This window comes from Paenibacillus sp. Paensp38 (genome assembly GCF_059491915.1).
Genome location: NZ_CP168516.1, coordinates 3,880,015 through 3,894,207 on the forward strand (window position 1 = coordinate 3,880,015; position 14,193 = coordinate 3,894,207).

11 protein-coding genes are annotated in these 14,193 nt (G+C 51.0%); all 11 read right to left on the minus strand.

Translation table 11 applies throughout. From position 1 onward, the window contains the following. Positions 1-7 precede the first annotated feature (7 nt). A complete protein-coding gene (locus tag ACEN8J_RS17130; protein ID WP_495593776.1) occupies positions 8-895 on the minus strand; it encodes a dihydrodipicolinate synthase family protein in 888 nt (295 codons plus the stop codon). A gap of 63 nt (positions 896-958) precedes the next feature. Beyond that, positions 959-1,960: a proline racemase family protein gene (locus ACEN8J_RS17135; RefSeq protein ID WP_341071723.1), complete on the minus strand. Its 1,002-nt coding sequence runs from the start codon at positions 1,958-1,960 to the stop codon at positions 959-961. After that, positions 1,957-3,165, minus strand: a complete 1,209-nt coding sequence (locus ACEN8J_RS17140; RefSeq protein ID WP_495593777.1) for an NAD(P)/FAD-dependent oxidoreductase — start codon at positions 3,163-3,165, stop codon at positions 1,957-1,959. The genes ACEN8J_RS17135 and ACEN8J_RS17140 overlap by 4 nt, the downstream gene beginning before the upstream one ends. A gap of 46 nt (positions 3,166-3,211) precedes the next feature. Continuing rightward, positions 3,212-4,735, minus strand: coding sequence for an Ig domain-containing protein (locus tag ACEN8J_RS17145; RefSeq protein ID WP_209950064.1), 1,524 nt, complete (start codon positions 4,733-4,735; stop codon positions 3,212-3,214). A 68-nt stretch (positions 4,736-4,803) separates the two neighbouring features. Further along, the gene (locus tag ACEN8J_RS17150; RefSeq protein ID WP_049816916.1) at positions 4,804-5,907 is read right to left on the minus strand and encodes a M24 family metallopeptidase; all 1,104 of its coding nucleotides are present in this window, start codon (positions 5,905-5,907) and stop codon (positions 4,804-4,806) included. 79 nt (positions 5,908-5,986) lie between these two features. Then, on the minus strand, positions 5,987-6,913 hold the full coding sequence (locus ACEN8J_RS17155) for a carbohydrate ABC transporter permease (protein WP_209950065.1): 927 nt from the start codon (positions 6,911-6,913) through the stop codon (positions 5,987-5,989). Continuing rightward, on the minus strand, positions 6,910-7,815 hold the full coding sequence (locus tag ACEN8J_RS17160; protein WP_318627067.1) for a carbohydrate ABC transporter permease: 906 nt from the start codon (positions 7,813-7,815) through the stop codon (positions 6,910-6,912). Before ACEN8J_RS17160 ends, ACEN8J_RS17155 begins: the two co-directional genes overlap by 4 nt. A 33-nt stretch (positions 7,816-7,848) precedes the next feature. Then, a complete protein-coding gene (locus ACEN8J_RS17165) occupies positions 7,849-9,204 on the minus strand; it encodes an ABC transporter substrate-binding protein (protein WP_230584935.1) in 1,356 nt (451 codons plus the stop codon). A 123-nt stretch (positions 9,205-9,327) separates the two neighbouring features. Further along, entirely contained in the window at positions 9,328-10,917 is a 1,590-nt protein-coding gene (locus ACEN8J_RS17170) for a response regulator (RefSeq protein ID WP_340931471.1), read from the minus strand. Positions 10,918-10,933: 16 nt separating this feature from the next. After that, the gene (locus ACEN8J_RS17175; protein ID WP_029514792.1) at positions 10,934-12,760 is read right to left on the minus strand and encodes a sensor histidine kinase; all 1,827 of its coding nucleotides are present in this window, start codon (positions 12,758-12,760) and stop codon (positions 10,934-10,936) included. A 13-nt stretch (positions 12,761-12,773) separates the two neighbouring features. Further along, entirely contained in the window at positions 12,774-14,072 is a 1,299-nt protein-coding gene (locus tag ACEN8J_RS17180; protein WP_029514790.1) for an alpha-glucosidase/alpha-galactosidase, read from the minus strand. Between the last annotated feature and the right edge of the window lie 121 nt (positions 14,073-14,193).

Here is a 14,193-nt window from a genome sequence, read left to right on the forward strand (position 1 = left end):
CCTCCATTCAGGATGATACTTCGCTTGGACGAACCGCCACCTCAAATGCTTCGCGAATGCGGTCATAATCCGCCTGCGGCAGCGCAAGTCTGGGCGGACGTGTCGGACCGACCGGAAATCCAGCCAGCTCCATCATATATTTGATGGACTGTACCAATTGCGGGCTGGCATCATAGTGGAACAGCGGCAGCAGCTTGCGATACAACGCGGACGCTAATGCCATATTTCCCGCCTGTGCAAGTCGGAACAGCTCTACCCCTTCCTTGGGCAACGCATTAGGCACCCCCGAAATCCAGCCTGTCGCGCCGAACAATGCCCCCTCCATCGCTAGATTATCTACTCCAACCATGACCTCCAGCTCTGTCTGATCCAAAATAGCGTGAATACGCCGTACATCACCGGAAAATTCCTTGACTGCTACGATATTTTCAATTCGCGACAAGTCCGCAAGAATATCTGGAGTCAAGTCAACCTTGTAATCATGGGGGTTGTTATACGCAATGATCGGCAAGCCCACCTTTGACAATGCTTCATAATGGGCCGTTACCTCATGAGGCAGTGGATTGTAATTAATGGGTGGCAGTGCCATGACACCCGCAGCCCCAGCATCCTTCGCATGCTGAATCCAATGCACCGCCTGTTTGGTGGACGGAGCCGCCGAGCCGACAACAACCGGGACACGCCCTGCCGCAGCGTCAATTACGGTATGCACAACCTGCGACCGTTCCTCCGGGGACAAAGCCGCATATTCTCCCAGCGATCCTGTAGGAACCAGTCCGCTAATGCCACTTGCAATCAGATGCTCGCACAGCTCGGTCAGACGCTTATGGTCTACCTCCAGCTCTGCCGTGAACGGTGTAACCAAGGCCACATACACACCTTCAAAACGTGCCATATGCTTACCAACCCTTTCCCATCTTTATTTTCATATTCAGCATTCGGGAATGATGCAAAATGCTCACATCAGCAAAAATCCTTCTCTAAGCGGGTCCTCGGGGTCCAACACAAATTGATGATGTCCCGTCACCCAAGCCGAACCTGTAATTTGTGGAATGACTGCTGGATAAGGACCTATCTGCGTCTCGCCCACAATTTCAGCCCGAAACATGGAACCTGTGATGCTTTCATGTACAAACGGCTCATTTAAGCCCAGTTTTCCCTTGGCGTGCAACACCGCTACCTTGGCCGAGGTTCCTGTGCCACAAGGAGAACGATCGATACCTCCCGGTGGGATGACAACGACATTGCGGCAATCGGCCTGTGGAGCCACAGGCTCCCCGTAAAATTCAATATGTGTCAATCCTTGAATAACCGGATTTTCAGGATGTACGACCTCAACAACCGCATTCACTGCCTCCCGAATCTGCACCGCTGTTCGTACAATTTTTGCCCCATGGCTCTGCTCCAGTGCAAGACCGATGGAAGCCGCCTCTACAATGCCGTAAAAGTTGCCTCCATACGCAATATCCAGCGTGACTTGCCCGATGCCCTCTACCTGAATCTCCACTTCACGGCGGTACACAAAAGAAGGGATGTTTGTGAACGTTACTTGTCGCACCTTGCCCGCATCCACCTCCAGTTGCACTTGAACCGGGCCTGCCGGAGTGTCCAGCAATATTGCTTTTTTATCCGCAGCAATCAGTCCGCCCTCCATCAGCGCCGTACATACTCCAATCGTATCGTGACCGCACATCGGTAAATAGCCACCGGTCTCTATAAAGACCACACCAATATCTGCATCAGGATGACAAGGTTCTGTTAAAATGCAGCCTGACATCACCTCATGACCACGCGGCTCGAACATCAGCAAACGGCGAAAATCATCATGATGTGCTGCCATATAAGTCATTTTTTCCAGCATCGTACGACCTACCAGTTTAGGCGCGCCGTGGATGACTGTCCGCGTCGGATTGCCTCCCGTATGGGTATCAATCGTAGTAATTCTGCCCGCTACGCTCATCCGGTTACCTCCCCGTGAACCTCGTGGTTGGTAAAAACCTCTCCAAATCGGTCATATCGCAGCGGCTCCACCGGAATGCAAGTGGGTTCGCCGCGTACCATTTCGGTCACCAGCTTACCCGTAACCGCCGCAAGACTAATGCCATCCCCCTCATGGCCAGAAGCGATAAACAGCCCCGGTACTTCGTCCACCGCTGATACAATTGGCAAATGATCAGGTGTCCATGGACGTAAGCCAGTATACGCCCGCATCAGCGGTACATTGGCTAAAGCAGGAAAAAAACGAATGGCTCTGCGGGCGATTAAGCGAATCACCTGCTGATCGACACGTGTGTCCATACCGACAAACTGACGGCTGCTGCCGATCAGAATGTTTTGAGATGCGGTTGGCTCGAATACCAACGCGACACCGTATTTTTCATAAAGCTCATCCACACACCGCTGACCGCCAAACTTGCTCATCAGATAGCCGAACTCCATTACCTTGCGGTTCCCAATGGAAGGCATTCGGGCAGACACCAGTATATGTCCTTTGCGCGGCATGATCGGAAGGTCCAAACCGAGTGAATGACCGATGCTGCGTGTCCACACACCTGCCGCCAATACCACTGCACCTGCATGGATAACGCCATTAGGCGTCTCCACCCCGCGGACGTTCCCCCTTTCGTCCTGAAGGATGGACTGTATCGGCATGCGCGGTAATAACTTGGCTCCCATTCGACGCGCGGCCTCGGCCAGTGCATACGTCATCAACACCGGATTCACAGTGGAATCTGTCGCGCACTCCAGTCCGCCCGGCAAATCTTTCGCTAAATGCGGCCATTCCTGTCGCAAATCCTGCTGATCCAGCATGCGAAACGGAAGTCCTTCCTGCTGCTGACGGGTTACCCACTGCTCAGCCGCTTGCATCTCCTGATCGTTTTCACAGACCAGAATACTGCCAGGCGCACGATACTCAAACTCATCCTCCAGTTCCCTAGCCAGCTCTGCCACCAGCTCCTGCGATACCAACGACATTCGACTGTCAAATCCGGGCTCTTTATCGATTGCCAATATATTGCCATCACAACGGGACGAAGTGCCTCCAGCAATCTCCCCTCGCTCAGCCAGCAAGACCTTCATACCGGACTTAGCTGCATAATAAGCGATGGCTGTACCGATGATTCCGCCGCCTACAATGACCAGATCCGCGGCATCATGTTTCATTCGCTTCCCTCCCTTCGACCGTTTTAATCTGCTTGTGAGGTATGCTTTACAGCTTGAGCGTAAAGCTTTGTGTCACAGGCTTGCTCAGCTCATCATAATCCCGCAGCTGTACGGTGAAGTTATACGTCTTGTTCCCTGCTCCGCTGTCTGCTGTTCCGCTAATCGTTCCTGTAAAACGGTCCAGTGTGAACCCTGCGGGCAGTTGACCGCCTGTCACCATCCAATCGTAAAACGGAACCCCTCCCTTGGCCTCCAGCTTAGCCATGTACGCTTTGCCTTTGACGGGTGCTGGCAATACCTTCGTCATGATTTCTGGCGCGAGGAAAGGAGTCAGGTCCTTACGCAGCGGCCAGCCCGCTTTTTCTGCTACCAGTAGCGAAAGCTTCGTGTTCATCCAGCGCCGGGTCGGGAACAGATGGCGCCAGCCTCCATTTTGTCCACTCAATCTGTCGACTTCTGCGAGCTCTCCAGATAGATGATAGCTGTCATCCAATGCAGCCGGTCTGTGCTGATAAGCCATAATATCAGGGTCATTGCCCGCCGCTTCCTTCAGCGCTTTGACACCCGGGAATGTGTCGCTGAACACAATCGCATGACCGAATTCATGCATGATCAGCCCATGCACATCCGTCACCTTGGACAGATCGGATTGATACCATTCTTCATCGTCTACGGATGTGAATGGAATCGCATCATCATAGAAATCCAAAATCAAACTATAGGAACGGTTCAGGTTCCCCGGGACGGTCACACCGTTACGTGTATGATAATTGCCGTTCGTGGCTGGAAAGCCCGTAGAATACGGCCCGTTCAGCCCTCTCATAAACACCCACATGCCTTTGTAGGGCTTATCATTTGTCACCTGTATTTCATTTTGCCAGTCGTCTCCTGGCAGATGGTTTACCTCCGCTTTGGCAGGAACCTCATCGAAAGGAGCCAGATCAAAGAAATAGAACCAGTCCTTTACCGCCAGCTCTGCGGCTTTTTTGGTAGCTGCATCATTGAAATAAGGCTTGATCGTATCGAATCTGTAGTCAAAATGGAGAGGAACTGTGGGCTCTTTATTATCGTCCTGATCCAACACGCGAATCGGAATGGACTGAGCGGTCGTGTGACCATCATTTCCAGCAACAGACATAGACAGCGTGTAATTCTCTATTTCACCGTTTCCTCCAATCCGGTCAGGATGGATGGCTAGCCGAAAATCTTTTTCCTCCTGTGCATTGGCAAAAGTCAACGTTTTGCTTGCTCCTTGTGCCGACAACGTACTTGGCAGATCCATCATCAGCCGGGACGTGCCCCGCGCATTCAGCGTAACCGTCACCGGAAAAGCAGCATCCACTGGCGGCTTCACTTTTAGCTTTACATACGGGTTCGCCAGATATCCTTGCCAATCAACCAGATCTATACCATAATCGTTCACCGTCCGGCTAAAAATGTCGACGACTTTTACACCCGATTTTGCCTCGGCATAAGCCTGTTGACCCGGAATAGCTGGTGTCAAAGCTACAATGAGAGAAGCCGTCAGCGCAGTCAGCCATATTTTGGTGTGTCTTTTATGCGTGTTCATTTGATCCCCTCCATCTCATTTTTGAATGACTTGCAAACGATGATAGTTACCTATAGCGCCACTGCGTTTTATAATAAAAGCAGCTCCTTAGGGGAAGAGGTCAGTACCTTGACACCGACATCTGTGATCAGCACATCGTCCTCAATCCGAACTCCGCCAAAGCCTGGAATATAAATGCCTGGTTCCACAGTAAGGACATGACCCGGCACGAGCACCGACTTACTTTCGCGGGAAAGCCGTACCTGCTCATGAATCTCCAAGCCAAAGCCGTGGCCCAGCCCGTGACCAAACTGCTCCCCATAGCCATAGGAGGCAATCACATCCCGCCCCAGACTGTCTCCCTCCCGACCGCTCATGCCAGGGCGAAGTCCAGCAATCGTCGTCATATTCGCTTCCAGCACAATAGCATACAGTTCCTCGTGCCGCTCCGACGGATTGCCGACGAATACGGTACGCGTGATATCGGATAGATAGCCACGCACATTTGCGCCAAAATCCATTGTGACAAACTCGTTCTGACCAATTTCCTTGTCACTGGCCAGTCCGTGCGGCAATGCCGAGCGCTCACCCGAAGCGACAATGAACGCAAAACCGCCTGATTCCGCGCCTGCGAGCCGAAGCTGATATTCCAGTTCCGCCGCAATCCGCCGCTCTGTGACCCCAGGCTGAATATAATTCAGCACCTCCGTAAAGGCAGCATCGGTAATACGCGTTGCCTCACTTATGGTCCGAATCTCTTCTTCGTCTTTCACATCGCGCAGCCGTTCAATTACATCCTCCGTTTGCACGTACTCCAACGAGCCCAGCGCGGCTTGAAGCTGTCCCGACTGTTGAAGTGAGACATGCCTGCTCTCCAAACCCAGTCTACGAACCCCCAACTTACTTGTGAGATCAGCGATGGTCTGGAAGATTTGCGACTCATGCCGAATCACTGAATATTCCACTGCCTGATCTGTTGCCTGCATCATATAGCGGAAATCCGTCACTAAAAAAGCCTCTTCTTGCGTAACAAGCACAATTCCCGCAGAGCCTGTAAATCCGGTCATATATCTTCGATTGGGCCCATGTGTAATAAGCAGTGCATCTATCCCTAGAGCCGTGAATTTCGAGCGTAACCGGGCCAGTCTGCCAGGAACACCCTGTAACGGTTTTGTCTTCTGACTGTCTTCCACTTTCACTCGTACGCCTCCTTATTTCCCATCTCTTTTCAAGGCATATGCCTTAGAACACACCAGCGCGTCCTAACTTCCTTTAGCCTTTAATCCCTGTCAATGTGATGCCTTCAATAAAATAACGCTGCCCTATAAAAAATATCACGACGATCGGAGCCAAAATCGTGCTGGAAGCCGCCATCAGGTAAGGCCAGTTGGTATTGTTCAATCCCCGGAAAGTCGCCAGCCCCAGCGCGAGCGTAAAATGCTTTTCGTCACTTAAGTAAATAATCGGGCCCAAAAAATCGTTCCACACATCAATAAATGTAAATATTCCGATCACGATCAATGCAGGCGAAGATAAAGGAATAATGACGCGCCATAGTACAGTCAGAGGCGTACCTCCGTCCATATAAGCCGCTTCGTCCAGATCGCGTGGAATCGTCAGCATGAATTGTCGCATCAAGAAGATGTTAAATGCCCCTCCACCGAACCATGCAGGAACAATGAGTGGCAAAAATGTATTCAGCCCGCCCAGCTCACGCCACATGACGAAAGTGGGAATCAACGTCACCGCGTAAGGCAACATCATCGACCCGATTAGCAGGGAAAAAATCAGATTACGTCCAGGCCAGCGCAGGCGGGCAAAGGTAAACGCCGACACAATCGAGGTCAACATCACTCCTGCCAGCACACACACCTCAATCATGAACGTATTCATAAAATACCTGCCGAACGGTACTGAAGTCAGCGCTTCCGGGTAATTGCTCCATTGAAAAGGAGAGGGTATCCACTCTGGCGGGAACACGAAAATTTGCGATGTCCCCATCAGAGAGCTACGAATGAGCCATACAAATGGCAACAGCATTAACGCACTGCCTATCATTAAAACGATATACAGTACAACACGGCTGATTGAGAATGGTTTGGAACGGGTGGGGGTAGCAGGACTACGGGAGCGTTCAGGCTGTGGAAGCGGATGATGTGGTGTTTCTGAAGAATTGACAGAAGAAGTGACCTGATTCATGAACGTTCCCCTCCTTCATAGTGAACCCACTTTTTGGACGTGGAGAAAATCAGGACGGTAAGCACCATGATGACGAAAAATAAGATCCAAGCCAGAGCTGAGGCGTAGCCGATTTTAGTCTCCGTAAAGGCCGTACGCCACAAGTAGAACACATAGAACAACGTTGAATTGTTAGGTCCCCCGTTGGTCATAACATACGCCTGATTGAAGGCCTGAAAGGTGCTGATTAAAGACATGACCAGATTGAAGAAAATGGTTGGTGTCATCGAAGGAATGGTAATGTGAAAAAATTTATGCCACCTATTGCCGCCGTCTACCTCAGCTGCTTCATACAGATGAGTGGGAACCGACTGAAGTCCCGCCAAAAAGATAATGACCGTGTTCCCGATCCCCCAGGTGCTCATCATGATCAGCGAGGGTATTGCAGTGCTCTCATCATAAATCCATTTGCTCCCCGGCAGTCCAACGCCCTCCAGCAGCGAATTTAACAGTCCAAAATCCGGGTTGAACATCCACAGCCACAACATCGTGTTAGCAATACTCGGTACAATAGTAGGTAGATAATAAATCGTACGAAACACCGACAACCCCCTCACCTTTTGATTTAATAACAGCGCAATGATAAAAGCCGCCGCCAAGCCTAGAGGTACGCTGCCCAGTGCATAATATGTGGTCACGAACATGGATTGGGAAAAGGTATTATCTTCAGTCAAAATGGTTCGGTAATTATCCAATCCAATAAAGGTCATCTGTCCGCCAATCGTCCAATCGGTTAAGCTGAATACGAACGAGGCCGCGATCGGTCCAATTGTAAAAATCATTAATCCGAGGATGGCAGGAAGCGCGAATAGCAGACCCCAGTTTCGCTCCATGCGCATCATTCCTGATTTTGGTCGCTTCATGGGCTGTTCTCCTTTCGCAGCTGTCCCGCCGCATTATTCATCCGGGTATACGCCTTGAAGCAATGGCTGAATGATAGGTTCCAGTTCATCCAGCGCCTGCTGCGGCGTCTTCTTGTTCGTCCAGATCAGATCCAGCCCCGGGGTCAGCTTGGAACCGATATCAGGCCAGTTGCGAAGGGTCGAAGTTGACGGCTTGATCGCATAATCTCTGGCATACTCAATGCCAGCCTTTTGAAATTCCGGTGGATGTGCGGCATTGTTCGTCCATGACTGGATAGCCTGCTCATCGGTATAATATTTTTCCTCGATAGGCATCCAAAGACCGGACTTGAACAGATCCACCTTTTCGGGATTGTTATGGTATAAATAAAATTCGAGCGCTTCTTTTGGGTGCTTGGTGCTCTGGAAAATGACCGTGGCTCCCGCAACAATCATCGTTTTGGGCTCTTTTAGCTTCGGCAGAACGCCGATACTCCATTGCAGCTGCTTGTTGTTCGAAAAATCAAGCAGGGACCAGGTTCCGTCCACCACCATCGCGACCTTCCTCGTCTGAAGACGAATCGTATTAGACGGCATGTCCTGCTGCTGGATCAAATCAGGAGAAACATGCTCCTTGAACACCAGATCCTGCAGCTTCTGAAAAACCTCCACCGACTCAGGACTGTTCAGGGTGTACTTCTTGCCCGTTTTGTCAGTCAAACCTCCGCCGTTGCTTGCTAAAAGCGGTCCCCAGGAGCTGCGGTCATTGCCGAAGGCAAAGCCGTACTGCACAATATTTTTCGGATCAAATCCACTGTCTCCCGGATGCTTGCCGTTCTGATCCTTGGTCAGCTTTTTGGCAATTTCCAGGAATTCATCCCATGTCCACGCTTTTTCAGGATCAGCCGGAGGGACGGGTACCCCTGCTTCTGTAAACAACTCCTTGTTGTAAAATAACTGCATCACTTCCAATGCGGTGTAATTGCCGATAGACTTGCCGGGTTCGCTGTAGAGATAGGAGGATTTGAGCTTGTTTTTTAATTCGGGATATTCGTCATAATAAGAGGATAAATCCAGGAGTCTGCCTTCACTTGCCCATTTCATTGTGAGGGAATCACCCAGGTAGGCGATATCAGGAAGCTGATTGGCAGCCATTAACGTGTTAATTTTCGTCGTGTAGTCACCAGGGACATGCTCGCCCTTCACCCGGATGTTCGGGTGGAATGCATTAAAGCTTTGAATCATTTTTTCCATCGCCTGCTTCTCATCATTGCTTCCCCAGTACATGAACTTGAGTTCGACCGCATTGGGATTAGCCGGTTCGCCAGCGTTACCACTGCAAGCCGTCAGCCCTGTCAACATCACCGTCATCACGAGAGCCATCCATGTCCGTAACCTTCGTTTCAGCAAATCAACCGGCCCCTTCCTGAACTGGTTTCTCCTTACAAGCCTATTATGCGCTGAGAGCCCAGAGCCGACCACCCAACGACTCCAGACTCTCTTTGTTTTGGTATGATTTTTTTAACAGCGCGTTTACAAAAATGTTTTACGGAACTCCGTCGGGGTCAGTCCGGTATGCTTTTTAAAGGCAATGCTAAAATAGTTCGTATCTGTGAATCCAACAACCTCCGCTACCTCTGCTACCTTGCGATTCGGGTCCAGCAACAGTTCTCGGGCTCGCTCAAAGCGAACACGCGTCTGGTAGTCTGCGAAGCTTTCACCTGTAACCTGCTTGAAACGAGCGCTCAAATACTTGGGGCTCATATTCATGTACTCTGCAAGACGGTTCAGCCCGCCATCCTCCTGAAGGTGCTCGCGAATCCATTCCTTGGCGCGTTGGAATTTGCGTGGAATGCCCTTCTCACGTGATTCTCGGACATGACGACCCACCCGGACAAAATAGCGCGATACATAATCAATCATCTCGGGCCCATGCCGTAATCGGGACAGCTCCAACAACGGGTCCTGCTCCTGCATGGACGTTTGTCCTACGAATGCATCACTCTGAACGATCCGCATGACGAACAGCACGAGCTGAGTGACAATCATTTTCACCTGCTTGACAGGCAACCCTGCCAACTGTCCTGACCATTCCTGTAAAATCGCATGTACGGCAGCATCATTACCGGCTCGAATTTCCGTAATCATCAGCAGTTCCTTCTCCAGTAATTGACTGCTGTTTGGCTCGGCCGCCTGAATGCTCTCGTAGGGGATGATCTGGCTATAGCCCACCCACCCCCGATGCTCCGCCGCTTGCACGGCTTCCTCATACGCCTCGGGAAGTTGCTCCATCCGTTGTACAGGACGGCTAATCCCGATGGACACGCCCTGACTCAATCGTTCCTGCACGGCCTGCCGAATCTGCTGTGCCGCCCGCTCCGCCGCCCTGCAAGATGCCGTCGCCAGCAGCACAACACGCCGATCGCGGGAAACCGCTGCACTGTGCGCCTTCGCTCCGGTCGCTGCCGCAGCCTCCCCAGCCAGTCCAGCGAATACATGGCTGTTTTTATGCATGGAACCGTGTGACTTGCTAGCGGCTGCTTCCTGCTGCGACGCCTCCTCCAGCTCGCAACACAGCACGGTATAAGGCGGCCCACTCGTCTCGCCGAAAAATCTCAGCCCGTCCATCTCCCGAATGACCTCGGCTGCAGGACGCCGCTGCTGGAGCAGATCCAGCAGTAGATGCTCCCTGTACAATGGCTCCAATGAACGATGGCGGTGAATCGCTTCCTCCTCGCTTCTTCGCCATTGCGCAATGCGATCCTCAGCCCGGCTCAATGCTGCCTCAAAATCCTCGCTGTTCACCGGCTTAAGCAAATAATCGACCGCTTGGAGCGAGACTGCCTGACGAATATATGTCATAGATTCGTACCCTGTTAGAAATAATAACGGGGTCTGCTGATCCTTTTCCCGAATAGTTTTGGCTACGTCCAGTCCACTCATTTCCGGTAAATTAATATCCAGTAAAACCATGTCCGGTCGCTGCTCCGTATACAAACGTAATGCCGTTGCGCCGTCCCCCGCCACATCACTGACTTCCACTGACAGGCCACTTTCCGCCACCATCAGCTTCAGTCCTTCCCGAATATGATATTCGTCGTCCACAATCAGCAGCCGGTACATGCCCTTCTCCCCTTTCTTATTCAGTTCGAATGGGTGCCAGTAAGGTAACCGAGGTGTACTGACCCGGCTCGCTTGTCACGGACAGTCCATATTGCGGACCATAATGCCCAAGACGTTCATGTACATTGCGCAGTCCAAAGCCAATAGCACTTCCCCGCTCGGCATCTAGCGACTTCCGAATATCGTCCAGACGCTCGGCTCCAATACCGCCCCCATCATCACTGACCGTCAAACGCAACATATCCCCTTCCCTTGTGCCGGATAACATGATATAGCCATGGTCGGTGCGCCCTTTTAAACCGTGGTAAATAGCATTTTCGACGAGCGGCTGGAGGATTAGTTTGGGTACATAAAATCCGCAAATATCCTCCTCTACCTCGCAAATCCACTCGAACGAATTCCTAAACCTGAACTGCTGCACCTTCACATAGGCGCTTACATGCTCAACTTCCTGTCCCAAACTGATTTGCTCTCGGCCATAACTTAGTGAAATGCGAAAACATTTACCGAAGGCACCGATTACCTCTGCCATATCCCGTTGCCCATTCGCCAATGCCATTCCCTTCAGTGACTCCAGCGTGTTGTACAAAAAATGCGGATTAATCTGCGCCTGAAGCGCGCGGAACTCAGCCTGCTTACGCGACAGCAACGCTTCGTAGACCTGATCGTACAGTTCATGATTTTTTTGCATCATATGAAGAAAACGCTCCCCGATCTGCCCTACCTCATCCTTAGGATTAAAAACAACGGAAGTAGGAGCTTCGAAAGCTTGGGCTGAGCCTGTAGCATTCACACTCCCATCGACCGCCATTAATCGGCTCAATTGAAGCAGGGGGCGACGAATCGTGTCACTCAGCCGATAAGACAGCATCCAGCCCAGCATCAGTGCAACCAGAAAAGTCCAGATGGTCCAGGCACCAATTTTCCGCGCATCCTCGAACAGCACAGACTGATCGACTTTTTGCAGCAGCGTCCATTGTCCTTCATTTAACGGGCCGTAAGAGATCATCGTTTGGCGACCGTTCCATGTTCTCCAGTCCTTGGTAAGCACTGGCCTATCCACAGCCGATTTAGCAATCTGCCGCAATAGCGCTTGATCCGCAACGCTTTGCTCCGGCAATCGGTATACAGGCTCGCCCTCCTGATCCAGCACCCACATCTGGGTATTGCCGTCTGTCTCATGAAAAGCAAGCCCCCGAAACAGACTAGCCTTGTCGATTTCCAGCAGCAAAAATCCGAGGGGTGCGTAATCTCCAGTCGTTTTTCGAAGTAGCTTCCCCACATAGATGCGATCCCTCGCCATCCCGCGTCCTGATTCAAACGGCGAATGAGCCATCCACATCATGGGCCGCTCGGCGAGCAGGCGGCGATAGTACACACGTGCTTCCTCTAATGTAGGAAGGCCGCCAAAACGGACCGAAACATTCCCCTGATAGAGAGAATGCTTGAGCCCGCCATTGGCGGCATATATGAGAGAGGACGTGATATACGGCTTGGTCTGGGTTTGCGTACGGACAACCATACTGAGTGTTTCATCGTTCCGTAAATATTCATAATCATCTTCCGGCTTGGTCTCCAGCATGGACTGCACATCAGGATTGCTGAGAATGGCATTGGTCAGGTCATTCAAATCGGAAAGCGTCGCATTGACGTAATTTTCACTCATTTGCCGAGACTGCATAGCTAATGCTTCTGATTTCTCACCGATGGAATGGGCCGCGATCCGGTAAAAGGTAAAGGTCAATACCACCATCGGAATGACGGTGAGTACCAGCGTCAGTACAATAAATTTCCCACGGATTGTAGGAATCCCGGCGAACTTTTGACGACCCCGGCCTCCCATTCATCTGTCTCCCTTACACATAGGGTGGGAGCCATTCCCCGTGCGCTGCGATCAGGTCATCACACAGAGAAACGATATCATCTATGGACAGCTCTGCGGACGTGTGCGGGTCCAACATAGCAGCATGATAAATGTGCTCCTTTTTCCCGGTGATTGCAGCTTCAATCGTTAACAGCTGGGTATTAATATTCGTCCGGTTCAGTGCAGCACATTGGGGTGGCAAATCCCCGACAAAGGTTGGCGTAACCCCGTTACGATTCACCAGACAAGGTACCTCTACACAGGCTTCCTTCGGCAGATTGGTAATTAAGCCTGTGTTCATCACATTGCCACCAATGGCAAAAGGCTGATTCGTTTCGATCGCCTCAAATATATAAGAGGCATACTCGTTTGACCGTTCATGACGCAAATCCTGATCGCCCAAAAGCTCCTCACGCATCGTTTCCCATCGTGCAATCTGGTTCACACAGCGGCGCGGGTATTCATCCAAAGGAATATTGAAGCGCTCGATCAGCTCAGGGTATGCCCGTTTGATAAAATACGGATGATATTCCGCATTATGCTCGGACGATTCTGTAATGTAATAGCCGAATTTTAGCATCATTTCAAAGCGTACCATATCATGATGCTTTTCCTGCTGTTTAGCGGCGGCTCGTTTTTTAATCTCAGGATATAAATCTACACCATCCTTACTCACTTCGAGCAGCCACGCCATATGATTGATGCCTGCGATTTTTGCCTTTACACCTTCCTGCTCCAGCCCAAGGCTTTTGAACAGCTCCGGTATACACGCCTGCACGCTATGACACAGCCCTACCGTACGGACACCGCCATAAACGTTCATTACATTCGTCAGCACTGCCATCGGATTGGTGTAGTTGAGAAACCAAGCATCCGGGCACACCTCACGCACGTCTGCCGCAAAATCGAGCATTACCGGAATCGTGCGTAAATTGCGGAAAATGCCACCAATGCCGACCGTATCGGCAATCGTTTGGCGCAGACCGTATTTTTTTGGAATTTCAAAATCCGTAATTGTACACGGATCATAGCCGCCCACCTGGATGGCATTTACCACATAAGTCGCTCCACGCAGTGCTTCCTTGCGGTCAGTGTAGGAGCGGATCACACAGGTGCTCCCTGTTGTTTTTTTCAAATTGGATAAAATATTTTCTGAATCTTTCAGCCTTACGGGGTCAATATCGAACAACGCTAGTTCAAAGCCCTGCAAAGCAGGCGTCAACATACAATCGCCAAGCACATTTTTAGCAAATACCGTACTGCCTGCACCCAGAAATGTAATCTTGCTCATACTTTATCCCCCATTCACATTTTGTTCGCAGCTTTGCACTCCAAATGCAAGGATACCCACCGCCACTCTCCCCTTTATAGGAGGAAAGTGACGATGGGAAAAATTAGTCATGACTATGCGT

What these genes read in the sequence shown, in the direction of transcription:
- ACEN8J_RS17130 (WP_495593776.1), bottom strand. Translation starts at nt 895, where the DNA reads ATGGCACGTTTTGAAGGTGTGTATGTGGCCTTGGTTACACCGTTCACG.
- ACEN8J_RS17135 (WP_341071723.1), bottom strand. Translation starts at nt 1,960, where the DNA reads ATGAGCGTAGCGGGCAGAATTACTACGATTGATACCCATACGGGAGGC.
- ACEN8J_RS17140 (WP_495593777.1), bottom strand. Translation starts at nt 3,165, where the DNA reads ATGAAACATGATGCCGCGGATCTGGTCATTGTAGGCGGCGGAATCATC.
- ACEN8J_RS17145 (WP_209950064.1), bottom strand. Translation starts at nt 4,735, where the DNA reads ATGAACACGCATAAAAGACACACCAAAATATGGCTGACTGCGCTGACG.
- ACEN8J_RS17155 (WP_209950065.1), bottom strand. Translation starts at nt 6,913, where the DNA reads ATGAATCAGGTCACTTCTTCTGTCAATTCTTCAGAAACACCACATCAT.
- ACEN8J_RS17160 (WP_318627067.1), bottom strand. Translation starts at nt 7,815, where the DNA reads ATGAAGCGACCAAAATCAGGAATGATGCGCATGGAGCGAAACTGGGGT.
- ACEN8J_RS17170 (WP_340931471.1), bottom strand. Translation starts at nt 10,917, where the DNA reads ATGTACCGGCTGCTGATTGTGGACGACGAATATCATATTCGGGAAGGA.
- ACEN8J_RS17175 (WP_029514792.1), bottom strand. Translation starts at nt 12,760, where the DNA reads ATGGGAGGCCGGGGTCGTCAAAAGTTCGCCGGGATTCCTACAATCCGT.
- ACEN8J_RS17180 (WP_029514790.1), bottom strand. Translation starts at nt 14,072, where the DNA reads ATGAGCAAGATTACATTTCTGGGTGCAGGCAGTACGGTATTTGCTAAA.